Source organism: uncultured Phascolarctobacterium sp., assembly GCF_937920985.1.
Lineage (GTDB): Bacteria > Bacillota > Negativicutes > Acidaminococcales > Acidaminococcaceae > Phascolarctobacterium_A.
In genome coordinates this window covers 39,848-65,094 of sequence record NZ_CALDXR010000043.1, presented here as the reverse complement: position 1 = coordinate 65,094, position 25,247 = coordinate 39,848, and the positions used below count along the sequence as shown (strand labels likewise).

The 25,247-nt window shown below is 40.2% G+C and carries 24 protein-coding genes; all 24 read right to left on the bottom strand.

What is annotated here, in order from left to right:
- Window positions 1-3: 3 nt before the first annotated feature.
- Window positions 4-1,161: an acetyl-CoA carboxylase biotin carboxylase subunit family protein gene (locus tag Q0612_RS07730; RefSeq protein WP_298882953.1), complete on the bottom strand. Its 1,158-nt coding sequence runs from the start codon at window positions 1,159-1,161 to the stop codon at window positions 4-6.
- On the bottom strand, window positions 1,148-2,119 hold the full coding sequence (locus tag Q0612_RS07725) for a hypothetical protein (RefSeq protein WP_298882950.1): 972 nt from the start codon (window positions 2,117-2,119) through the stop codon (window positions 1,148-1,150). Before Q0612_RS07725 ends, Q0612_RS07730 begins: the two co-directional genes overlap by 14 nt.
- A complete protein-coding gene (locus Q0612_RS07720) occupies window positions 2,106-3,218 on the bottom strand; it encodes a sugar-transfer associated ATP-grasp domain-containing protein (protein ID WP_298882947.1) in 1,113 nt (370 codons plus the stop codon). The genes Q0612_RS07725 and Q0612_RS07720 overlap by 14 nt, the downstream gene beginning before the upstream one ends.
- Window positions 3,219-3,231: 13 nt before the next feature.
- On the bottom strand, window positions 3,232-4,434 hold the full coding sequence (locus tag Q0612_RS07715; RefSeq protein ID WP_298882945.1) for an acetyl-CoA carboxylase biotin carboxylase subunit family protein: 1,203 nt from the start codon (window positions 4,432-4,434) through the stop codon (window positions 3,232-3,234).
- A 14-nt stretch (window positions 4,435-4,448) separates the two neighbouring features.
- A complete protein-coding gene (locus tag Q0612_RS07710; RefSeq protein ID WP_298882943.1) occupies window positions 4,449-5,423 on the bottom strand; it encodes a hypothetical protein in 975 nt (324 codons plus the stop codon).
- A 24-nt stretch (window positions 5,424-5,447) separates the two neighbouring features.
- Window positions 5,448-6,401 carry a hypothetical protein gene (locus Q0612_RS07705; protein ID WP_298882941.1) on the bottom strand — a complete coding sequence of 318 codons (954 nt, stop codon included), beginning with the start codon at window positions 6,399-6,401 and terminating at the stop codon, window positions 5,448-5,450.
- A 185-nt stretch (window positions 6,402-6,586) separates the two neighbouring features.
- Window positions 6,587-8,401, bottom strand: a complete 1,815-nt coding sequence (locus Q0612_RS07700) for a phosphoethanolamine transferase (protein WP_298882938.1) — start codon at window positions 8,399-8,401, stop codon at window positions 6,587-6,589.
- A gap of 26 nt (window positions 8,402-8,427) precedes the next feature.
- Window positions 8,428-9,360 (bottom strand): glycosyltransferase family 8 protein, encoded by a 933-nt coding sequence (locus tag Q0612_RS07695; protein ID WP_298882936.1) that lies wholly within the window; start codon window positions 9,358-9,360, stop codon window positions 8,428-8,430.
- 195 nt (window positions 9,361-9,555) lie between these two features.
- Window positions 9,556-10,311 (bottom strand): glycosyltransferase family 2 protein, encoded by a 756-nt coding sequence (locus Q0612_RS07690; protein ID WP_298882933.1) that lies wholly within the window; start codon window positions 10,309-10,311, stop codon window positions 9,556-9,558.
- A gap of 189 nt (window positions 10,312-10,500) precedes the next feature.
- Window positions 10,501-11,490 (bottom strand): glycosyltransferase family 8 protein, encoded by a 990-nt coding sequence (locus tag Q0612_RS07685; RefSeq protein WP_298882931.1) that lies wholly within the window; start codon window positions 11,488-11,490, stop codon window positions 10,501-10,503.
- Window positions 11,491-11,544: 54 nt separating this feature from the next.
- Complete coding sequence (locus Q0612_RS07680; protein ID WP_298882929.1) at window positions 11,545-12,816, bottom strand: ATP-binding protein; 1,272 nt, start codon at window positions 12,814-12,816, stop codon at window positions 11,545-11,547.
- 357 nt (window positions 12,817-13,173) lie between these two features.
- Window positions 13,174-13,584 carry an RloB family protein gene (locus Q0612_RS07675; RefSeq protein WP_298883084.1) on the bottom strand — a complete coding sequence of 137 codons (411 nt, stop codon included), beginning with the start codon at window positions 13,582-13,584 and terminating at the stop codon, window positions 13,174-13,176.
- 21 nt (window positions 13,585-13,605) lie between these two features.
- Window positions 13,606-13,851 (bottom strand): hypothetical protein, encoded by a 246-nt coding sequence (locus Q0612_RS07670; protein ID WP_298882927.1) that lies wholly within the window; start codon window positions 13,849-13,851, stop codon window positions 13,606-13,608.
- Window positions 13,842-15,050, bottom strand: a complete 1,209-nt coding sequence (locus tag Q0612_RS07665; protein ID WP_298882925.1) for an ATP/GTP-binding protein — start codon at window positions 15,048-15,050, stop codon at window positions 13,842-13,844. The genes Q0612_RS07670 and Q0612_RS07665 overlap by 10 nt, the downstream gene beginning before the upstream one ends.
- 283 nt (window positions 15,051-15,333) lie before the next feature.
- Window positions 15,334-16,692, bottom strand: coding sequence for an MATE family efflux transporter (locus tag Q0612_RS07660; RefSeq protein ID WP_298882923.1), 1,359 nt, complete (start codon window positions 16,690-16,692; stop codon window positions 15,334-15,336).
- 145 nt (window positions 16,693-16,837) lie between these two features.
- Window positions 16,838-18,730, bottom strand: coding sequence for an ABC-F family ATP-binding cassette domain-containing protein (locus tag Q0612_RS07655; protein WP_293827798.1), 1,893 nt, complete (start codon window positions 18,728-18,730; stop codon window positions 16,838-16,840).
- A 99-nt stretch (window positions 18,731-18,829) separates the two neighbouring features.
- Window positions 18,830-19,099 (bottom strand): barstar family protein, encoded by a 270-nt coding sequence (locus tag Q0612_RS07650; RefSeq protein ID WP_298882921.1) that lies wholly within the window; start codon window positions 19,097-19,099, stop codon window positions 18,830-18,832.
- 10 nt (window positions 19,100-19,109) lie between these two features.
- Window positions 19,110-19,640: a ribonuclease domain-containing protein gene (locus Q0612_RS07645; RefSeq protein ID WP_298882919.1), complete on the bottom strand. Its 531-nt coding sequence runs from the start codon at window positions 19,638-19,640 to the stop codon at window positions 19,110-19,112.
- Between the two features lie 15 nt (window positions 19,641-19,655).
- The gene (locus Q0612_RS07640; RefSeq protein ID WP_298882917.1) at window positions 19,656-20,264 is read right to left on the bottom strand and encodes a hypothetical protein; all 609 of its coding nucleotides are present in this window, start codon (window positions 20,262-20,264) and stop codon (window positions 19,656-19,658) included.
- A gap of 884 nt (window positions 20,265-21,148) precedes the next feature.
- A complete protein-coding gene (locus Q0612_RS07635) occupies window positions 21,149-21,730 on the bottom strand; it encodes a hypothetical protein (protein WP_298882915.1) in 582 nt (193 codons plus the stop codon).
- A 19-nt stretch (window positions 21,731-21,749) separates the two neighbouring features.
- A complete protein-coding gene (locus Q0612_RS07630) occupies window positions 21,750-22,106 on the bottom strand; it encodes a hypothetical protein (protein WP_298882912.1) in 357 nt (118 codons plus the stop codon).
- 60 nt (window positions 22,107-22,166) lie between these two features.
- Window positions 22,167-22,409: a hypothetical protein gene (locus tag Q0612_RS07625; protein WP_298882908.1), complete on the bottom strand. Its 243-nt coding sequence runs from the start codon at window positions 22,407-22,409 to the stop codon at window positions 22,167-22,169.
- A gap of 467 nt (window positions 22,410-22,876) precedes the next feature.
- The gene (locus Q0612_RS07620; protein WP_367181710.1) at window positions 22,877-24,463 is read right to left on the bottom strand and encodes an FAD-dependent oxidoreductase; all 1,587 of its coding nucleotides are present in this window, start codon (window positions 24,461-24,463) and stop codon (window positions 22,877-22,879) included.
- 35 nt (window positions 24,464-24,498) lie between these two features.
- On the bottom strand, window positions 24,499-25,173 hold the full coding sequence (locus tag Q0612_RS07615) for a 4Fe-4S dicluster domain-containing protein (RefSeq protein ID WP_298882902.1): 675 nt from the start codon (window positions 25,171-25,173) through the stop codon (window positions 24,499-24,501).
- Between the last annotated feature and the right edge of the window lie 74 nt (window positions 25,174-25,247).

The window sequence follows — 25,247 nt, the reverse complement described above, 5'->3', positions numbered from 1 at the left end:
TTATCAACAAATATCATCGTTTATTTTATCTATATCAACTGGTTTATCTGAAGCATATATAAAATAGTTAGTATTATAGCCATTATTATTTTTTAAGCAAGTCAAATCTTCATTTATTTCATTCTTCTTATAGCACCATTCAAATTTTTCGCAAACATCGAACAGTGGCTTAAGATATGAAGTTTGCTCAGTAATAAATCTTACCCCAGCATATCTTTGCTTTAATTTTTCATAATCAACTCCAGTAAAATCATTACAAGCTATTTTTATTGCTGCTTGTATATAATGAAAACCTGTACTTAAATCTACTAATGGCCACGCTATATGATCGCCACCTGGTCTAGCATTAAATTCGATTAAATAAATTTCATCTTTTATAACTTTAATTTCCGTATGGCAAGGTCCATTAGTAACACCTATTTTCTCTAAAGCTTCACTAATCGTTTCTAGAATTTTCTTCTTTAAAACTTTAGAAATGCAAGCTGGTTGACTATGCCCTAATTCTACACAATGCGGAGGACCAGAACTAATTTTTTCAGTAATTTGTATTATATAACTTGTTCCACGATATGTTAAACTCTCTACAGAATATTCAATTCCACCATCCAAATATTCTTCAATTAAACATGTGTTATCATTTACATTTTGAAACGTATATTTTAATGCCAAATCTAATTCATCTAAATTCTTAACAACCGAAACGCCTCTTTTCCCCCCCAAATTACTTGGCTTTAATACAAAAGGTAATTTAAAATCTAATTTAAATATATCATTTTTAGTAGATACCAAAGCAAATCTCGGATGGTTTAAATTCTGAACATCTAAAGTACACATTCGGTTTCGATACTTATTAGTTATCTTTTGAGCATCATCATAAGAGATACCATTTAAATTTAGTTTTTCAGCGATATATGCTGCAATTGGTATTGTTAATTCGGTCGTTGCAACAACGCCCGTTATTTCTATTTCCTTACATTTTTCTAATATTTGATCTTTCTCAAATATAGATATTGGATAAAAATAGTCTACAAAATCTGCTGCAACCGCTCCCTTTTCCCACGCAAAACAATGCGTCTCAATACCTAGTTGATGAGCATTGTCTGAAAAAATTCTCGCCATATAGCCAGCTCCTATAATAGCAATTTTATTAGTTGCTCCCATAATTGCCCTCCATTTTTATCTTATCAACTAAATACTTCATATCTTCAATGCCATATCTCTGATCAACCGGTATAGGCAAAATATCTGCTGCAAAATTATATTCCAATGTACCAGTCTCACATTCTTCCAAAACATTAGGCCACAAGGTCGGAATATAAATTTTCATCTGCTGTAATTGCTTTCGTACTTTCATACCATCAGCAATCAGTAACGGATACATAAAAGCACCATAAGGAACAGTTAACTTTAACTTATTGACATCTCTGAAAGCATCTTGCAAAAATTTAAAGTTGGCTTCTCTCTTCTTGCCAACAGCATAATAATCAACTCCACGTAAGAGGTTATGCGTCAATTTAGACATTCGCTTTACAGGCTCATGTGCAAATAACTTGTTATTCGCTACATACTCGCCATAAAACTCATTTGCACTGCGTTCATAACGTCCCAGTAAAAAATGCATTCGCTCGAACGATTCATCTAACGGCAGTTCTCGTTCAATAAAGCTATCTGTATAAAGAAAAGCACCATCGGCAACACCAAAAAATTTACGGCATGTATAAAGCGTATCAACATTCTCTACAGGAATTTGATAATAGCTCTGTGCATTGTCAACAATTATTCTGTCATGTACCTGCTTTAATTCACTAATAGCTTCATTGCTTAACTGTCCATAAAAATTTACGATATAAAGATATTCGTCTTCAGCAAGCTTTTGCTCAAAAATTGGCATAAAGCTCTCAGTAATATGGTAATACTCATACTTAACACCAACTCTATCACATAAATCCATCACAGAAGAACAAAGAAAGTATGGTATATACAGCTTTTTTATATGCTTTGCTTCACAAAGATATGCCAACGCACTGCGTCCACAGTTCAGCGCTATTGCTTTTTCATGCAGCATGGTCCCATGAAATGATTCTAGTTCTATGTATCCGCCATATTCACGCATCAGCATTCACAAGCCTTTCTCTCATCCTATCCTTGTAAAAGCTTCCATTTTTACTATCCAAAATAGAGCCTGCTAACTGCAAACAATCTAATGATGTCAAAGAGTTAATTTCTAAAATTTTTACTTCATTTTTACTTGTAACTACAAAGTCAATTCCTAAGTAATTTAATTGAGGAAAGTGCTCACAAAACTCCACAGAAGCTTTTTGTACTTCATTCCAAAGAGGTATTATACCTTTTAATTCTACTCCTGTATCTGGATGATGAGTAATCATTTTATTCTTCTTCAGCTCAAAATCATATAAGTTTCCTTTTTCAAAAGCACCATTATCAGTTATATAACAAAGCACACCACCAGCATTGTAATTTTCAACGAAACCTGACTTTATAGTACCAAAACGAATAAAGCTCTTTATCAAACTCATCTCTCCGTTTGCGTTCTTGCCAACTAAATACCTTATAGTATTCACCGTATCTGAACAAAATGGAATCATATCTTTATGCGGATGCAAATACTCCGTAACTAAATAATCACGAAGCTTCTGCAACTCATGCTTTAATTCTTCTCTAGTAAAGGCCTTATTATTTAGCATATATATCCCCCCCACATATACACCTTTGTAGAATCCTTCTCCTAAAGAACCAGTTGCTCGCTTAAATGCTAACTCCCCAATATTTTCTAAGAAGGTTATGAGTACATCAATCGAAAGCTTTCCTTTCTCTTGATAATCAGATAACCCCAATACATTCCCTAAAGAATCTATCTGGAAGTAATATTTAGGCATATATTTGTCAAGGCTTGTTCCAACGCATAAATATTTCAAAGTCAATTTATCATCAATCCAATGACTATATTGGCCATTCAATGGATGCATAGCATAGTATTCCGTAGTTTTTAAATAGTTATCATATTTTTTTCTACCAAAATCATTTATATTCCAATCTTCCCAAGAAAAACCTTTATTATGTATCTTCATAACAGAAAAAAATGACCATTTATGATTTTTATAGTCTTGCAAAAACTCTTCACTAAGTAGTCTAGCTCCATCTCTTTTCATTTTCCAACGTATCTTCAAATAATGAGCATAAATTCTTCTTAATGTCATTTTATTGCCTCCTCTACATCAAAGAAATCGATATCAGCTTTTCTGTATTAGCACAGAACAAATTTAATTCCATTTCTGTATCAAAACGTAAAAACAATATGCCAATAGCCTTTCCTGCCCCATCAAAAGGCTCAACCAAATCCCCTTTTTCTTTATAAATTTCTTTACGATAAACATTATCTATAATTAAATCAGAAATAAAAACCCCATCAAATTTACCATTCTGATAACTATGAAGCACATAGGTAACGAAATATCCTTTTTTCTTTTGTTGATTTATCGAAGGTTTTTTACCCATAGCAGCCAAAACATTAGCTTCTACTAAATCAATAGCAAAAATATCTGATAATTGAATCGGTATCATATTGCCACCAGCACGAGGGCCAACTTCCAAGAAGTGTACGTTATCTTCTTTATCCAAGAGAATTTCTATATTCAATTCTCCAAATCTTATATCTAAAGCTGTGATAAGACGCTGCAGTTCAGTATGTATATTATTTATCTGCTTCTCATTCATACCACCTGGATATCTTTCGCCTATTGGTACTAAACCATTACCATGATTACCACGTAAACAGCTCATTTCACCATATAAAATTATCTGACCATCCCAAACAAAAATATCGCCGCCAATTACAGCGGGGAAGTTACTTTCAATAAATTCTTCCACAATAAGAATCTTATTGCGAGAATAGCTTTCAGCCCATGCTATTGCAGCATTAAGTCCTTCAGCGGACTTTAAAACAGTAACGCCTTTAGATCCAGATGAATCTGTTGGCTTTACAACAATCGGGAAATCCAGCTCTTGAATTTTTTCTTTTACTTCTTCGATATCCGCACCAACATTAAAGGTAAAATTTCTAGGACAAGCAAAGGCGTTCTCACTCAAAAACTTTCTAAAATTATGCTTTACACCCAAAACAGCAACAGATGCAGACGGATTCGAGGGTAAGCCAAGACGTTCTGCAACTATAGCCGCTGGCAAAGCTGCAGGATCAGAAGCGTAAGCAAGTATGCCATCCACCTTTTCATCCATGGCAACCTTATACACAGCCTCAACATCCGTTGTGCTGACATTGTAGTATTTGTCTGCTGCGTATTGACCGGGATTATCCGGAAGATAATCGCACAATACTGTGTAATACCCTAAACGCTTGGCAGTTTTTATAGCTATAACCTGCTGCGCGGAGCCACCTAAAAGTAAGATTTTCTTCATAATAATCACCTTTATTAATCTTTTCCTAATTTATTATCAAAATGTTTACAACAATATTCCGTAAAATCCTTGACACTATTTTTAGACGTTTCATTCATTTTTTCGTGCTCTTTTTGCAATAATCCAATGGTACTTTTTGCATAATCAATTTCTGTATCAGTAAATCCTATGGCAATGCCATATCTTTTATTATACTCATTGCGATAATAGGATACACTTTTTCCTGGTTCAGGAACAATTATTGATATACAGCCACACAATGCAGCAATCCTCGAATAAGCCGTCTCTGTATCAAAACTAATACAGTACTTACATTTATTAAATACCTCAACCTTTTCTTGCTCCAGCAGATCATCAATTATAATTCCATCAAGCGATGCAGGCAAATCGCTTCTATTGCGACCTTTTCTTACGATATAACAAGTTGCACTCCTCTCTCCAAAATTCGTTCGTTTGTATAAATCAAGATTAAAATATGGACAGCAAAGCGTAATTTCTTTTGGATTAAGCTTATGATCATTAAATACATGTCTATAACATACAAACAGATCCTTTTCCTTGTCATATTCTCCATCCTTGTATGTATGATGGTATAATAGCCATCTTACAACATGTTTTCCCTTCAAAAAGTTCCCTTTAGCTATCTCTGGGTATACCACTATTGTATTATCATCAACCCAAGGCAAATATTTTCTTGGCAAGCCCCTGATTGGTACATCGATATAATTAAAATAATACCTTTTAAACATTTTTGCCAATAACGGTGCTGAAGCCAATTTCCATAGGTCTTTAATCGTAAACATTATCCACTTATACCAGAAAAAGAAGATACCAGGTTTACTAAAATAACCAGAATAAAACATCTCTGCTTCATACCCTAAAGCATTAAGGTACTTACATAATACGTGTAATACTATAGCTCCACCACCATTATTTCTAGGAGAAACTATAACATACTTTAATTTGTTCCTATTATCATCTTTAGACATTAACTAAATCCCCCAACAATATCTTTACTTCTTAAACCTCTCCACCCAGCTTTTCAGCGTATATTCGTCAACAATCTCCTTGTCAATTTCTTTAAAAGGCGCATTTAAAAACTCCGGCAGCTCCTCAACATTACGTTCTCCTAAAACAAACACATTTTGCTCACAGTAGAAATCGTAATTTTTGATTTCCGCACTTGTCGTAATAAGCTTCTTCTTAAAGAAAAGTGCTTCATAAGGCCTTTGGGTAATGCCTGTCTGTCCGTCAGAAATAAGCTCCAAGATAGCCTTGCTCTGCTTAACATGTTCAATGACATCACCATATGTCATATAGGTAGCTTTCTTCTTGCCACGCCTGTTTCGCGGCACAAGGTGAATATCATGCGTTAGTCCCGCTTTAGCAAGGATTTTTTTAATTTGCGCAATTCTTTGCGCACGATCACCCTTTTCTTCCCCAACGAAAAATACATCATTATTGTTTTCAAGCCAGCTGTCATTAAGATACTCATCAAAATCGTATGGTGAAAAAATATAAAAGTACGGTGCAAATTCAATGTGATATCTTTCTGCAATTCTTCTGTCGCAGGTAAAAAATCTTACCGGCAAATCCTTGTACAAAAATGGTTCTTTTTTTGAGCCTTCTTTTATAGGTGAATCGATGAAAACATTTAAATTACATTGAGGATTCTTTTCCAAAATATATTCAAAAACATCTCTTCCACGTATCTCATCTATAAGAATTACTGTGTCAAATTCATTGATTTTCTCTTTCCAAGCACCATACCAGGTGCTGGGCTTAATGCAGTCACATACTTGTATGCTTTTAGGCATATGAAAAGACAAGTCCTTAAATTTTTTTTCACACCAATTAACGTTCTCATTATAAATGCGTGCTACTTCAATATCTGCATAACGCTGTAACCATTTTTGCGGCGGCTTTACAGGCCATCCAAGTATCAATGTTTTATTATTATTTTTCATACCCTCTACTCCCATACAAGCATCCTTTTCTATTAGAATATTTTACACCAACAGTACGTTGCTTTCAATCTCAGTATCTGCCTTATTAAAATCTACAAGGACATATTTTTGCCAAACTTTGAGATTGATGCATAGCGAACGCTCACTTCTGACAAATCAACTTATTGTTACCTACTCATTATACTCTATTGCGCCTTTCGCGGCTCTTTATCATCTACTAATCTCATTTTTCCTAACTCTGTCGTCAAATCCTCTCTTGTATACTTATATGAGCTATTTAATAAGCTTTCATCCTCATTATAATGATTAGATTTAATCTGCAGCAAATTGCAAACAACCTCATACATCAAATCATTCGTAAAGTAAGCATTTCTGTGTTCCTTAAATGCAGCAACACTGTCACCAAAAAGCTGCTTGTATTCATCAGATACATAAATAAACATAGGAATCTGCAATGCTTTAAAGCCAGCAGCGTCAGGATTACGTTTACGATAGGGATCAGCACCATGATCGCTAAAATACAGCATAGCCTGTAAATTCAGATTTGCATTAGCATACTTATAAACTTCTCTTAAAACATAATCTGTATAAGCAATGCTGTCATCATAGTTCAATACCATATCAAATTCACCAGGCTTGCTAAATTTGGCAAAGGTTTGCGGATAACGATTAATGCAATCCTCATGACTACCCATAAAATGCAAAACAATAAAGTTGTTCTTCGTCGGATCAACCTTTTTTAAGCAATTAAGCAAATCGCCGTCATATTGATACTTGCCCTTTAAACTTTTATCCTCGCTAAGCCATTCTGCATGGTCAGCCGTTTTAGCCACCATCGTTATAGGAGTATCTGCATCACTGATATAGCCCTGGTTGCTGAACCAATAGGTCTCATAACCGGCCTTTTTAGCAATATCAATTACCGTAACACTTTGATTAAATTCTTTATTATTATACTGATTTTTCTCCGTCAGAGCACGCTCTAACGCCGGTACCGTCTGACATCTGCTTGTATAAGCATGGTTGAACAGGATAAAATTATCGTTGCCACGCATAGATTTCAGCCAAGGCGAATTATCATTTTTTACATCACTATACGCACTCATATAATAAGCAGAAGCTGATTCACCAATAACCATAATCACTGTAGAAGGTTTGGAGAACACAGGCTCAGAGGGCGATACAGTCAAATCAGCAAAATTTTGCTCATGATAAGCTTTAAACCGATTAGCACCTTCAAAATACTCTTTGGCAAACACATATGTCTGCATTACACCGGTATTGAAAAACATCTTACTGCCATAAACAACGGTAGCTAAGCATATAAGCATCGCTACAGCAATATACTTCTTGCTTAGAGTTACAGCACTGTTATTATGAAATTTGTTTAAATGCACAAAGCATAACAGCATTAAAATTAAAACAACTACTGTCGCCGTAATGCCAAAATAGCCAAGATTCAGCAACAAATATTCCTTAGCTTCTTCAGGATTAGTCTGCAATAACGCAATAGAAGCAGCTTCTGTAATAGGATACTGATAGTTTGCAAAGTAAACTAACTGGAGGCATGGTATTAAAGCTGCCATTGTATCCACCAATCCAAAACCAAAGACTATTATCCTGCTATCTTGCCACTTAATTAAAAGTAGGCGCAAGCAAACGATAAAGGCAAAAAAATACGCACCAAACGATTCATCATAATGCTTATCAATAAAAGTCAACGTACTATGATAAGTCAGCCAATAGCAGATAGGATACACTAGAACCCATGCAACGCCAACTATTGCATGAGGCAACAATTTATTTAAATTCAACCCGGCATGCTTCCACGCCGAAACAGCTATAGCTACCGCCAAGGCACACGGAAGATAACGACGCATTTGTAAAAATAACGTAGTTGGACGAATACCAACGGAAGTAAAATAATAAACTCCCACCAGTAAAATGTAAGTTATAATCAAACTAATAAAAAATGTTTTAGATTTAGATAAAAAGCTCATATTCGTGATGTTCACCCTTCACAAACTCAAAAATGACTAATGAAATCAGCAATACGTATTCTGAACATCTGCCTGCCAAGCGATTTTCCCTGCATGTTTTTGCCAGGCTGAGGCATATCTACATCAGCAAAGGCAGTATTTTTGAGATATTTGTAATACTTATCATTAAAGCCCGGCTTTAAGGCAAATTCCCAAGGCTTATAGCGCCCTGCGTAATGTAAAATAGCAATATTATTTCTTGCTTTAATAGCTGAAGCTCTAAACCTGTTATTAAGCAAAACCTTCGGCAATAAATCAAAAATAGGCGGAATGACATTCCACGATAACGGCAATTCCGTCCAGTTATACATAAAGAGCTTGTTCAAAGCATCCTGATCATGATGTGGAAAATTGCCTGTTGCAGCAAGCTCAATCACTTTAGCAGAATAATCATTGTTACGCCACTGCTGTAAATCCATTATAACAACACCGGAATTAAAGTACTTTTTATCTAATGGCAAGCCAATAACCTCATGCTTCTGCTGCATCAGTCGCTTGGAAGCCATAATGCCATAATCCGGCACAGCAGCTATGGCTTTACCTTGCATATCAATGTTCCATAAACCAGCTATATCCTGCAGGACCAGCAAATCTACATCCAGATAAATTACCTTTTGCACATCTGCAGGCAATATATTAGCCATATCTAATCTGAAATATGCAGCTTTACTGATATGTCCGCTTGTATACAACTTTTCAAAGCCCTTATATGCAGATAAATCGCAAATAACCAGCTCTGCGTTCTTGCCAGAAATCGTCTGTTGTAAACCTGTAATTTTTTCAGCAGTAATAGCGTCACTCAATAAGAAAAAACGCACTTTATTTGCTTCGTCAGTATTCTCTAAAATTGATTCCATGACTACAGCAACATGCTGTGCGTAATTATTATCTGCTGCTAACGCAATATTTATCGTCTCCATAACGAATCTCCTCATGGTTTTTATTTATTATACTATAAACAGCATTATCATGCTGTTTTTTTCGTAATTATTAAACATTAGCCAATCTGTATTTTGACTTAAATTCAAACATTCGATAATCATTGGAAAATTATAAAGTGAAAACTATAAATCAGATTTTTAAAAACGCAAGTTTATTAAATATAATATTCTGATTTACTTGCTTTTTGCTTTCTGAAGCTCATATAGCTTCAAATACTTCAGCATAGTATAAATAAAATGCTGCAGGCTGGAATACAAACCGCTCCAACCATCTATAAACCCAAGCTGCAGTATATAAGCTCTTAGGAAACCATAAGCAGAGTGTGCAAAGCATGCTGCAAGCGATGTACGCTTACCCTTGGCAAAATTATCCTCTGCCCAAATGGTAGTATAATGCCCTGCCTTATCCCACCATTGCTGCCATGAATCATAGGTATAATGTTCGATATAACCTGCCATCTTTTCTTTAGGCAAATCGCATACTGGTCTTTCATGCACTTTATTTTCCCAATGTACCTTATTTACAGGGAAAAGGCGTAAAACCTCATCCGGTTTAAAAATGCCATGCTTATAATTAAAGCCAAAGGCATGAATTCGACGCATAATGCTGTACTGCTTTTGTGTTTTTGTTGCCAATGCTTTTTCTACAGCGCAGCAAAGCTCATCATTCATTCTTTCATCTGCATCAAGATACAGTATCCACTCAGTCTTTACATGCTGCAAAGCAAAATTGCGTTGCGCCGAAAAATCATTATCCCAAGCACGGTAAACAACCTTTGCACCATTTTCCTCTGCTAATTGAACTGTTTTATCAGTACTGCCTGAATCAACAATCAGCACCTCTTTCGCTACTTTCTTAGCATTCTGTACAACAGCAGTTATATTCTTTTCTTCGTTTTTAGTTAAGATAACTACAGTAACGTCAATCATTTTCATTTTTCCTCATGTTCAAAAGTTGCTTTATTTTAAAATAAACATATTAGCAAATAGTAGTTATTCTACTACTGTATACTTTTTAAGGTAAATATATTATACCATAGCTACATATTTTATCCAAAGAAAAAGTGCTAAACATTACGTCCAGCACTATTTCTTCAGTATATCACTCCCTGTTCACATTTACTTTAAGCCCAATTTTAATTCGATTTTCAGCACCGCATACCAAAACAGATACTGCAGGCAATTAGCTAACTCCTTCTTTTGCCACGAGCGCTCCATTAACAGCTTATAATTAAAATAATGCTGTGGAGTTTTTGGTGGCAACGGATCTGGCATGCTGTCCCAGGGAGATAAATCCAGATAATGCCGCCATAATGCATCAGCATCATTTAAAACCATATGCCATGGTTTATTCCTACCGCAAAAATGATAAATTAACGTTCCCTTATCAGAACCGCCATTATAGCGCCTGTCAATAAATAGTATATCCCCATCTAAAACGAGATTCATAATGTCCTGGCTTTGCCCGGAAAAACGACTAGGATCCGCACCTTGATAGGAGAAAACCTTCTCCGTAATCTGTTCTCTTTCCCATTCAGCAATATCAATCCACATCAGGCCATCATTAAAATGTTTACCACTTTTTTGATGCAGGAAATTTGTTTTGTATGCCACTGCCTGAGGTGTTTCACTGGCAGCAGCAAAGGGATAACCTTGCAGGTCTATATCAGTGATTTCACTGATATCACCAACACAGAGCATATCTGCATCCATGTACAAATACTTATCAGTTAAAGGCTTAAGAATTTTAGGCATTACTGAGCGTAAATAAGTCACTCGTGAAAAATGCCTTGTTTTAATATGAAACGTCTGGAACGGCTGCATATCCATAATGTATACATAAAAATTTTGCTGATATTTTTCTGCCATCTGTTTTATCTTAGCCAAATTCTCTTTGCTTACACCATCACAAAAAATGTGGATAGCAAAGTCTTTATCTGGATTATTTTCCAAAACAGATGTTACTGTTACTCCCATCTGCATAAAAAAAGCATCGTTGATATTAAATGCAATATGAATGATTTTATCAGCAGCTTTACTGGCTAAGCATTCATAATTTATTTTTTCCTTTATAAACTGATTTTTTTCAAACTCTTCTTGATTAAACATTGTTTGCTCCTTTTCATACTATCGGACAATCTCATTTAAACCTGCCATCCACCTCTACACACAAAACGCAGCATAAAGCGGTACAGACTTAATATTATTCTCAAAGCCAAAATTACGCATTGAAAGACGTATACTCTGCTTAATCCCATATCGCTTCACAAACGAATCCAGGCTTTTGGATTTTACATGAATATTCGCCTTGCACTCTATAGGCACAACCTCTCCGTTTTGCACAATAACAAAGTCAACCTCTGCAGTTGCTGTGCTGGTCCAATAATTCAGCTTATACCCGTTCGCCTTTAACTGGATTGCCACATAATTCTCTGTTAAAGCACCCATATATTGAGCTGCCGCCAGGCTTTGCTTTGTAAGCTGCAGACGGCTGTTAAAAAGTCCGGTATCACTAAAGTACAACTTAAACGAGCTTAAATCCTCATAAGCAGCTAAAGGCATTAACCCCTGCTCACACTTAGTACATTTTAAAACTATGCCTGACTGAATCAGCCAATCAATAGATGCTCCGTAAAGCGAAGAGCGCGCACCGGTGCGAATAAGCTTATATTGAAATTTATTATTTTCCCTGGCAAGCTGCACCGGTAAGGAATCATAGGCTTCTGCAATCTTCACGCTATCTCCCTTGCCTGCATATTTGGCCATATCCGCTACATAAGAATTATAAATCAGGCGCTTCAGCTCATCTGCATCGCCATCATTCAAGGCAGCAGCTACAACAGCAGGCATACCACCGGTAAGCAAATAATCCTCATATAAGTTCAAAGCTTCCTTATGCAAGGTCTCCGGCAAAGGCTTATTGGTAGCATAGCATTGGCGAATCAAATCTACCAGCATATCCTTATCCCTTGCCCAAAGATATTCCTCTAAATCCAATGGATACAAGTTCTCCAATTGCACTTTGCCTACGGGGAACGAAAATTGCTGACGATTAATGGCTACGCCAAGCAAGCTGCCTGCCGCAACGACACAATATTCTGGAGCCTGCTCCGCAAAATACTTTAAGGAAGTCAAGGCATGCTCGCAGCTTTGTATTTCATCAAAAATAATCAGCGTCTTCTGCGGAAAAATTTTAACATCGTACTGTTCTTCAATAACCTTGATAATATAGGCAGGTGTCAGCTTCACTTCCAAATATCCGGCTAATGCTTTATCCTCTTCAAAATTAACATACACCATATTTTCAAAGTAACTTCGGCCAAATTCACGAAGAATATATGTTTTACCTACCTGCCTTGCTCCATACAACAGTAATGGCAATCTATTTTTATCATTCTGCCATTTTTTTAGGCGCTCCATTATCTTGCGGCGCATCACTTCACCCTCTTTCTCTCTATTTCTTTATCCTTCTATATTCATCATTCTAGACCAGACGCTCCCATTCGTCAAGAAAAATGTAATTTATTGCACTTTTTCCTACGAAAAAATGCAATTTTTGACATTTTTCCTAACGAATATCATACGCGTACATTGTTCTACTATACAACTACATTCTGAATTTAAAAATAATGAATTTGGAAAATTAACTACCAATCGTCAAAACAGATATTTTCATTAAGGAATAAATTTAATCACTACTAAATCTCTCCGTTTACCTCTCTCCAATGCCAATCGTACTAAAAATCCCCCTGACAAATCAATGCCAAGGGGATAATACTGTATAAACTTATATTATTTCAGATACGGAAGCAGCTTTTCTATTAGGCGATATACTTCTGTTCCGGGCGTGGATTGAGAAGCCTTCTTGCCTTTATTGATATTGGCAAGTTTCTTGGCATTGCTAATAGCCTGCTCCATATAAGGTTCCAAAAGCTGGTACATATCAGACCTATTTTTCTTATATTCACTTGTATTTAATTTAGCCAGGCATGAACTGAGCTTTGCCCAATATTCCTGACGATGTAAATCGGAATGAATAAACGAGAAATGCAGCAGGAACCATAGTTCAATGCATTGGTTTGACCAAAGCGCGTGATAAGTAGTTTCTTCGTTACTATAAGTATGGCAAAGGTCGACAACCTTATCAATGTTTTGCGCAGGAAAATCGTCAGTATCATAGACAATCCATACGTGCTTATAGATATTGGAGCTTTTGGCAACTTTTTACTTTACTTTCTGTAAAAGGTTGAGAGTATTATCACCTACACCGATGATATCTAACTGCACTCTGCCACGATATTTGCTGTTGATAGTGTTTTTGACACCTTGGAAGTAAGCCGGCTCTGTGCTTATACCTTCGGTAGTTATAAGATGATACTCAGGTTGAATCTTTTTAGGAGTGTCACGTCTAGGCTTAAGCCAGGATTTCTTCAAGTCGCCTTTTTTCGGAGGTTTTAAGCTCATTGCCATTCACCATCCTTCAGCATATTCTGCAAGTATGGGTCTGCACCGTAACGTCCTTCAAGATACTGCTTGTCATAAGCTGCAGTATTGTTGATACGCTCGTTGTTTTCTTTGCGGATTTCATAGAGCGAGTACAGCTCGCTGCTGTGTTTATCTCCTTCAGCGGCAAACCAAATCTCGTCACGGCGGTAAACAGTGTTTTTCATAGTTGCTATATCGTGAGAGGTGAAGATTAGTTGCGCTCCATGCGTATTTAGCTTAGGATTTTTAAACAGAGCTATAATGTAACGCAGCAGCTTCGGATGAAGCTTGGCATCTAATTCGTCAATAACAGCCAGTCTGCCTTCTGCTAAAGCCATCAGTAGTATCGGCAATGCAGCAATGAGCTTTTTAGTACCATCGGATTCATCTTTATAGGATAACTCGTAGGTTTTGCCGTGCAGCGTTCTTTGCATGATGAGTTGTTTGCTATCGTTGTCGTAGCGATAGCCGTTGATATCAATACCCATATCATTTAAAGCACTGATAAATTGCCGGCGTATGGTTTTGTTATCAGACAGCATTATCTGTAATTCAGCTTCAGGATTAGCATAGCTGCGGATAATGCAGCTTTCAAACCATTTTTGGGCGTCATTGATGGCAGGTATATCATAGTTGATTGCCAAGAACGATAAGTAGGGCATTTTGGGATTTACGTTTCTATTGATAGATGCTTTATTTATACTGGAGCCTAAAGTAATAACTTTTTCTTCTCGGTCAAAAACATGGGCGGTGCGTTTGCCGCCTATTTTTTTTCTGTCCAGTGCTTCGGCCATGATTTCATCATGAAGCATAGAAAGATAATAGCGGTACTCATAGCCATTGGTACGAAAGTAAAGCAGGAATTCTGTAGGCTCACTAGAGGTTTTTTCATCAAACAGGAAGGGCGTGCAAGATACTTTTTGCTGTACTATAAGCTTAGTACGAGTTTTTTCCATATCGTAGATGGGTTTTACCACGGTGGAGATAAGGCAGGTTAAAGCCTGCAGCATATTTGTTTTACCGCCGCCGTTAGGTCCATAGATAGCTGCTACAGGTAAAAGATTACTCGCTGGCTTGCAGTAAATAATATTTTCGGCAAACTCAGGCAGATTAGCTGCCTGCATATCAAAAACTGTTTCATCTTTATATGATTTGAAATTTTTAAATGAAAATTGACAGAGCATGAAATCAACTCCTTTCATGCTCATTGTAACATTAAAAACGCTAAAAATCAATTTTATAAGCCTGTTTTAGAAAATGTTTTACTGAAAACGGCATATAAAATTTCAAATTTGCTTTTTTGCCTGCTACTAGAAGTGCGTTTAGGCGTTTTTCACCCAAAGTCTAAACTATTGGCATTGTTTAATATTCTATCATTTTTTCTAACGAATATTGTATGCGCACATTATTCTATTATACAACTACATTTCAAATACAAAATAAGGAGCAGCTTACGCCGCTCCCTATCTATTCTTCATCTTTCTTTATCCTGCGCTGCAGCAAAACAAGACGCAACGACAAAACGACAGCACTGCAGATTACACCGATATCTAAACTCTGCCAATAAGCAAAGGCACCGTTATTAAACTTGTAATCCAAAAGCAGGCCCACCGGCAGGCAGATTGCCCAATAGGCCAGCATGCTGCACCAAAATGTAGCGTTAACATCCTTATAGCCACGCAAAATACCCTGAATCGGCGCCGCTATTGCGTCGCCTCCCTGCCACAGCAAAGCGTAAATAATAAACACCTTCACCAGCTCAATAACATGCGGATTCGTTGTATAAATGAGCGCGATATACTCACGTGCCACCAGCTCTAGTGCCATATAAACTATAGCGATAAAAAGGCTCAGCTCCAGGCCCAGGGCAGTGTAATCACGCGCTCCCTGATAGTTTTTCGCACCATATTCAACGCCCACCACAATCGTCAGCGCCAACGAGAAGCTCATGGGGAACATGTAAATAAGCGACGAGAAGTTAAGTGCCGCCTGATGCGCAGCAATCACCTCCGTGCCGAATTTGGCAATGAACAGCGCCACAACACCAAAAATACTCGTTTCCATAAAAATGGCCACGCCCATAGGCACGCCAATGCGCAGATATTCTGCCACCAAATGCTTAACAGGACGCACAAAGCCCAGCACATCGTACTGCCTGAACGGTTGCAGCTTCATCACCACCACCGCGAACATCACCAAAAGCAGCCAAAAGGTAATGCCCGTTGCTACACCGGCACCAATGCCGCCCAGGCGCGGCAAGCCAAGCTTGCCGAAAATCAGCACATAGTTCAGGCAGGCGTTGACAGGCAGCGCCAAAAGATAAATCTTCATCGAAAGCTTAGTATAGCCAAGTGTATCGACAAGACTGCGCAGCGGCGTAATGAGAAAGAACGGCAACACGCCTATGCCCAGGCCGGCCATATACCACAGCGCAATGTTATAAACCTCCGGCGCCAATCCCATGCCCTGCAAAAACGGCGGCAGGAAGATAACGCCGCCGACAATTATCAGCACGGAAAAGGCTACAGCCAACAGCATGCCGTGACGTACTACCGTAGAGATTTTTTCTTTTTCGCCTGCACCCAACAGGTTGGCAATCAAAGGCATCGCCGCCAGCAGAATGCCTGCAAAGCAGGTCTGCACCGGCATCCAGATATTACCGCCAATCGCAGCGCCGGCCAAATCCGCATCGCCAGCCTGCCCGGACATACTGGCATCAAAAAAGTTCATGCCCATAATCGCAATCTGCGTACCGATAATCGGCAGCATAACGCTCAGCAGACGCTTAACCTTATCCTTATAATCCTTGTGTAAAATTTTTAGCATATCCTTACTCCCATTTTCCCTAATATAACAAAAGCCACACGGCTGCAAACACAGTCGTGTGGCGAAAAGATGACTCTTGAATCAGAAAAAATCCACAACAATTTTTCAGATTTAATTTTAACAATAAGCAGCCTGCTTGTCAAGCTCAGCCTTCTGCTTCTGCCAATTCGGAAAGATAAGCCCAGCGATCCACCATCTCATCCAGCTTTTGCTGCACCGCCTCCTGCTGCTTCGTCAAATCTGCCAAGCGGGTGAAGTCACTGCCACATTGGTTGATTTCCGCACCCAGCATTTTCAGCTCCGCCTCACTACGCGCAATCTCCTGGTCCAATCGCTCCAGCTCCAGGCGCTCGCCGTAGGTCATTTTCTTCTTGGCAGGCTCTTCGGCAGGCTTCGCCGCAGCCACCGGCTTAGCCTTAACAGGCTGCGCCTGCTGCGCGCTTTCCTCCTGCAGAGCTTCTACATAATCGCTGTAGCCGCCGATATACGGCTTTATGCTGCCATCCTGCTCCAACGCGAAAATCTTTTGCGCAAAGCGGTCGAGGAAATAACGGTCATGGGAAACGGCGATAACCGCACCAGCAAAGCTGTCCAGATAATCCTCCAAAACAGAAAGTGTCGGAATATCCAGGTCATTTGTCGGTTCGTCCAAAAGCAGCACGTTCGGTGCCGTCATCAGCACACGCAACAGATACAGACGGCGTTTTTCGCCACCACTGAGCTTGGACACCGGCACCCATTGCAGCTCCGGCGGAAAGAGGAAGCGTTCTAGCATCTGTGCCGCACTGATGCGCTGACCGTCGGCCGTTTCAATGTAATTATTTGCTTCCTTGATATATTCCAACACACGCATATTGCTGTCGGGAAACTCGCTGTGCTGTGCAAAATAGCCAATCTTAACAGTCTGGCCTACGCGCATTTCGCCGCTCGTAGGCTGCAGCTTACCGGCAATGATATCCATCAGCGTTGATTTGCCTGCGCCGTTAGGACCGACGATACCGATGCGGTCATTACGCAGCAGGATATAGCTGAAATCCTTGATATAATCCTTGCCGTCCCACACCATACCGATATCTTCCAGCTCGATAATAGTTTTGCCAAGACGGCTGCTGACAGAGGACATCTCCAGATTTGCTTCCGTCTTCACATTCTTCACTTCCGCTTCAATCTGAGCAAAGCGCTCCACGCGGTCCTTCTTTTTGGTACGACGTGCTTCCGCACCACGACTGATCCACGCCAGCTCGCGGCGGTAGATATTGCGCAGCTTTTGCGCAGCAGAGGCCTCCGCAATGCGGCGTTCCTCACGCTTTTGCAGGAAGAGGCTATAGTTACCGACATAAACATAGCCCTTACCACCATCTATCTCCAAGGTGCGGTTAACAACACGGTCAAAGAAATAACGGTCATGGGTTACCATCAGCAAAGCGCCCTTGCGCGCCAACAGCTTTTGCTCCAGCCAGGCAACAGTAGCGTTATCCATATGGTTGGTGGGCTCGTCCAAAATCAGCAGGTCAGAAGGACGCACCAGCACGCCGGCCAAGGCCACGCGCTTGCGCTGACCACCACTCAGCTCGCCCATCTGCTGCTGCAGGTTAGTAATGCCAAGCTGCGTGAGCACCGCCTTCGCTTCACTTTCCAGCTGCCAGGCATATTTATCATCCATCTGCTGCTGCAAATCCAGCAAATGTTTCTGCAGTTTTTTGTTATCAGGCTCTGCTGCAGCCTGCTCCACCGCAGTTTCGTAATCGCGCAACAGCACCATAAGCGGGGAATCGCCTTTAAAAACCTGCTCCAACACAGTTGCATCTGCCTCAAACGGCGGATCCTGCGGCAGATATTCCATCACCACGCCGCCGGGAATCGTCAGCTTGCCGTCACCGGCCTCGTGATTGGCAATCATGCGCAGCAAAGTACTTTTACCGGTACCGTTGACGCCGATAATACCGTACTTGTCGCCCTCTTCTACGTTAAATGTAATATTTTCAAACAACAATCTGTCGCCATAGCTGTACGACAAATCCTCTGCACTTAAAATCATTTTACTTATCTCCCTGTAAAAAATTTACACTCTAAAATTATATCACGCCTGCGAATAAAAGTAAAAAGGACGAACCGCCAAGGCTCGCCCTTCGTATTGCTATTTTACCGTTACCTGTAAATTATCGTTTTCTTCCGCTGCGTCCTGCAAAACCTGCAGCAGCTGCTCGCCATACCGGCCCAGCTTTTCATTGTCGGTAATATCAGCAGGCACAATGAGCTGCGTCGGCTCGGCAATCTCCGTCAGGCAATCATACAGTGCGTCTAAATTGGCGCCATAGTACACAGGCAATGCTAGCGCGCTGCGCAGATATTTATGCAGCGCAGGCACAGAGGTCATGCGCTCAAGGTCTAATGTAATTGTTCTCATGATAATCTCCTTATTTTACGTAAAGCTTGCTGAAAGACTTGTAATGATCGCCAGTGTAGTAAATCAGGCCATCGTTGGAAAAGACGATGCGCTTCGCATTACGATTGCCCTTCACATAATCAATGTCGCATTCCTTCCAGTTACGGCCGTTTTTCTTCGGCAGCTTGCCCTCGTAATTGCCGTAGCGGTCTCCACCAATGGATTTACCCGGTGCAACCTTGTCGAGGGTGCCTTTTGTCTGCCAGCCCAGCTTTTTGGCCTCGTTTTTCGTGATATAGTTGTGTGGCAGGCGCTTATATTCGTTGATATAGGCAGCAACGTGCACCTTGTCGGTGTAAGCAGCGCTTTCGCTGATTTTGATTTTGCCGCTGTTTGCTTTGACGTTGGCCGCAGTATTCTGGCCGTTGTTGCTTTTGGTTGTATTAACATTTGTTGTCTGGGTTGTCTGCTTATCGTTGGTCTTAGGGCTGTTACTGCCGCAGCCGGCAATTATGCTGACGCTGAGCAGCATCGCTAGGAAGAACGCTAAAAGTTTTTGCATAAGAATGCTCCTTTCTTAAAAACCACCATCATTATAAGCTCTTGCGATTACATACGAAGGCTCATAATAGGCACTGGCATTATAATTATCAATCACTTCACAAATAGGATTATTATATACCCGCAGCATGCCCTGAACGTAATCCTCATCAGGCTGCAATGTAGCAAGAATAAGACGCATATATACCTTGCCCATCGCAGTAGCCGCCGGAATTTGCTCGCATAAATCCTTATCAACCGCAGTGATATCAAAAATACCCTGTTGCAGGTGATAAGCTGCAATCCAATCAGCTTCAACCTGCATAGGATTAACACTGTGCAGCACGTTGGCTACGCTGATTAAATGACGCAGCTCAGCCTCGCCTATAGTATTAACTACATAAGCGTTATGCTGCTTTAGCTTACGGGCCACACGCTCCACCATATAACACATAAAGTACAAATCATTTTTCACAACTTCGCTCAACTCAATAATATCATCGAATGATTTTGCCAAACGTCTTAGATATTCATGACCACCATCTACTGCACAAGCGCCACAGGAACAAACTTTATAGTCATGAACAGAAAATGACTCTATTATATCGCCACATATTTTACACTTGATTGCATTTCTGATAATCATTACCTATCCCTCCTATCTTCTTCTCATTATATCATATACCAAAAATCGGCGCACCATCTCGTAATGCGCCGACTAGCTTATAGAAAAATTATCTGCCAAAGACATATCAAAATTCTTATTTGTCAACTCTACGATAATATGTAGACGTTGTACCATCCGGATTGATTCGGGTGAATTTTTTTAGTTTCGGAATGCTTCTTTTGTAATTAATATGCATTTCTATCATTGCGTATATTGCAACGAAAATCAAGAATAATATTCCAGAGACTATACCGAAGAAATAAATCATAAAAATCACCTCTAAATATATTATATATTTTTCATGAAAACAATTCAAGATTTATGAATAAATTCACCATAATCAGTTACAAATGAAAAATTACTTTGTAAGTCCAAAAAAATACCAGCTTCATAAAAAACTAGATTAACAAAAATCGGCGCACCATATCATGATACGCCATCCCCCAAAAGTTCACAAGTGATTCCTTGAAAAAATCTCCGCTTTATGTTATATTATGAGTAAGAAGACAACCGCCCACAAGGTGGGTTGCCGTTTGAATTTGGTTTGAAAAACCGCCTTGTAGCTGCAAATTACAGAGGCGGTTTTTCTATGTCTAGACTATCTGCTGTACTGAAAGATAAAAGTCAGCAATGCCAGAATGAACATGCCAAAAGCCATCAGGTCTTTGAAATCATAGTTCCTCATAGACATCACCTCGATTCTCTTAGAGAATTTCGGCAATGCCACCCCGTAAACGGTTGTCTTAAAACATATTTTAACATATAAAACAAAAAACATACAACGAACAAACTGTGAAGTTTGCCGTTGTATGTTTTTTATTTATCTTCTATTTTTACCTTACATCTCTTTTGTTTATGTTTTTTCAAGGTCCCGATACTATAAAAAATTCCGCATTCTGATTTTCATCTATCATTTTTCTTACATAATGAATAAAACGACTATAAAAATCTATAAGCACGACTTTTTTAGGAAGCATATATATTAATTTTTCTTCAAGAGGTATTGTATCATCAAAGCATATTCGTAAGCTGATATTACGATAAGCCTTAATGGCACGATTCAAATCAATAATCTCATGTATTCGTGAACTATGAGGATTACCTTCCAACAACATCACAAGCTCTTCCAGCTCTTGTAATATCTGCTTAACTACACTTAACGGATAAAAATTATCACCCCAATGCTCAAATTCATCAGCAGGCATATAAATGTCTTGATTATATTTTGCATCAAAGTAACGTACAAAAATATCCTCTAGCAAAAAGGCTGAATCATCTTCATCTATAGAAATATGAACCTTAAAATTGACTTCACCACTATTACCATCAGATATTCCGTACCACACATAAGAATGTTCATCGTGTTCTCCGGTATATATCGGTATACGATCCTCATCTATTAAGATATACTCTTCAGATTCAGGTATGTTTATCTTGTTAGCCATAAAACGCTCCCTCAATACGTTACATATCCATCTGCAAAAGCTTAAGCTCATCCTCAAAATTCAAATTAAGCACTTCATCACCCTTAGATAATAAGCCTAAAGCAAATGCTTTAACAACTAACAGTTGCCGTATATTTATATCATCAGTCCAAGTATAAAAATGATAGGTATTTATTCCATATTTCTTCAAACACTCCGTAAAACATTTCGCTACAGCATACGCAAAATCGCTTAACCAAATTTTAGTCTTATACGCCTTGTTTTCACTATCACTAGATCTTTTAACATTAATATTCAGCATAGCATCAGGCTTATTAAAATAATGCAAATCAAAATTTATATTCCATTCATAAGTTCCAGGCTCTTCGTCCCACATAAAGCTAACTTTTTCAGGGACGCTAGCCCATTCATTGCCATCATTATCGATAAATGGACCTTAATATTCTTCTGTTTCAATAAAAAATTTTTCATGCTGGTTATCATAGTCAAAGAAAAAATAAGCTGCTTCTAATAAACCAGTCGGAATACTAGTATGCCAAATTGTAGCAACATATGACGTAAATTCTATAGCATTTATGCAGCACTTAACATCAGCCCAACCTGCTTCTCGCGGCAAAACTTCAAATCTTACAGGACAATCTTCTCGTATAACTATATTATTCCAATCTATACTATTCACAACCTATCCTCCTATCCTCTTCTCATTATATCATATACAAAAAATCGGCGCACCATATCATGATACGCCGCGCAACCAAAAGTTCACAAGTAATTCCTTGAAAAAAACTCTGCTTCATGTTATATTATAAATAAAGAAGACAACCGCCCACAAGGTGGGTTGCTTGTTGGTGTTTAGCTAGAAAGCCGCCCCGCCAAACCTGCAAAGTTTTGGGGCGGTTTTTCTATGTCCGAGATTACTTTCTGTTCTGAAAAATGAACGTCAGCAATGCTACGATAAAAAATCCAAAAGACATTAAGTCCTGAAAACTGAAATATACCATAGACATCACCTCCATTCCGAAGAATTTCGGCAATGCCACCCTGCAACACGGTTGTCTTAAAACATATTTTAGCATATAAAACAAAAACATACAACGAACAAGCTGTGAAGTTTGCCGTTGTATGTTTTTTATTTATATCTTGTTTTTACCTTACATCTCTGCCATGAGTATAAACCGGCAGCAGCTTCGGCGACAGCTCGCCCTGCACGCCGGCAGCCTTTTCTTCCTCAGCGTAGCGACGTACATGCTCCAGGCTCAGCTTGCCCAGCTTAACAGACTTCGCCGCTTCGGCAGCCTTCGTACCGGCAATACGGCCAAAGACGATAATATCCAGCAGGCTATTGCCCATCAGACGGTTGGTACCATGAATGCCACCAACAGCTTCACCGGCAACAAACAGTCCCGGCAGCTTGGTTTCCGCATCCTTGTCAATCAGGATACCGCCATTTTGGTAATGCAACGTCGGATAAATCAAAATCGGCTCCTTGCGCAGGTCAATGCCGAACTTAGCATACATGCGCAGCATACCCGGAATGCGTTTGGCAATCGTGCCTTCGCCATGCAGCATTTCAATCAGCGGCGTATCGAGCCACAGCGCCACGCCATCGAGAGCCTTCACGCCCTTGCCGCGGGCAGTACACTCGCGGATGATAGATGCAGCCGCCACATCACGAGTTTCCAGCGGATGCATAAAAATTTCGCCCTCGCTGTTAACGAGCTGCGCACCAATCGAGCGCACCTTTTCGGTAACCAGCGCGCCATAAATCTGCGCCGGATAAGCAACACCGGTCGGATGATATTGAATTGCGTCCGCATAAATCAGCGGCGCACCGGCACGGTATGCCATAACAAGGCCGTCGGCAGTAGCACCGTAATGGTTGGAGGTCGGGAAGCCCTGATAATGCAGGCGTCCTGCACCACCGGTTGCCATAATTACGCATTTTGCACGTACAACCTTGTACTCCTGCGCATCAAAATCCCACAGCACCGCACCGGCAGTTTTGCCCTCCTCGTCGAGCAGCAGCTCGACTGCGGGCGAAAACTCCAGCACCGGAATACCACAGTTCTGCACCTCGTCTCGCAGCACGCGCATGATCTCCGCACCTGTGTAATCGGCGCAGGCATGCATACGCTTACGGCTCGTGCCACCGCCATGCGTCGTCACCATAGTGCCGTCCTGCTCCTTATCGAACATAACGCCCAGCTTGCTCAGCCAGTCAATCGCCAAAGGTCCGTTGCTTACCAGCTCTTCCAAAAGCTCAGGAATATTTTTGTAGTGACCGCCGCCAAAGGCATCCAGATAATGCTGCGCCGGGGAATCGTTGCCCTTATCCGCAGCCTGAATACCGCCCTCGGCCATCATCGTGTTGGCATCGCCCATGCGCAGCTTTGTAACTACGAGGACGTTAGCACCGCCGTTATGTGCTTCCAACGCAGCGGAAGCACCGGCGCCGCCGCCACCGATAACCAGCACATCAACGTCATAGTCCACTTTTTCCAAATCAAGCTCTACATCCTGCAGGCGGCTTTTGCCCTCCAACAGCAGTGCCAATTCTACCGGCACCTTCTGTCCCTTGTTGGGACCAACCTCCAGCACCTTGAAGCCCTTGGAGCTGTAGTCCGGATGGAACTCCTTCAGCAGCTCGTCCTTTTCCTCTGCCGTAAAGCGTTCGATAGAAGCGTGCAGACGTTGGGCACGGGTAGCTTCAACCTTAGCCATAGATTTTAACATATCTTCAGTAAATGCACTCACCTTGCCGCACCTCCTTATTTTTCAATCTCACGCTTGTTATACAGGTCTTTGATTTCGTCCAAAGGCATCTTTTTCAGCTTTTCCAGCAGCGTTACATAATCGCCGTTTTCAATTTCGGCAACACGCTTGGCCAGATGCTCGCACTTCGGCGCAATATATTTGCCCGTCAGGCGACGGCACAGCAGGCCGACAGCGCTGTGGCTGATTTGCGCCGGGCAACGGGATGCGCAGATATTGCAGCCAACGCAGTCGAAGGAAGCATGTGCTGCTTTCTCGTATTCGCCGCGCTGAGCGTAAGCAATATACTGCATAACATTCAGCCCCTGCGGGCAGCCCTTGGTGCAGGCATTGCAGCCTATGCAGCTGAAAATTTCCGGATACAGCTGACCGACAATATTATCGCTTGCCTTAATCTCTTCGATATTAAAGGTGCGCTTGTTAATTGGGAAGGAATCAATCTTGCCAACGCACATACCTTCCTCAACCTTCGTCTGGCAGGAAAGCACAACCTTCAGCTCAGTGCTGCCCTTCAGACGATAAATTACTGCGCAGGCTCCGCAAAAGCCGCTGCGGCAGCCGCAGCCGCGCACCAGCTTAAAGCCTGCATATTCCATGGCATCCATAATGGTCAGGGTTGCCGGGACACTGTACTTTTTGCCCAGCAGGTAAACAGTTACCATTTCTTCCATATTTTTGCTCCTTATATTTTCTTCTCCAAAAAATGTATTTCAGAATTACAAAGCTAAAATCCGCTATAAACGAA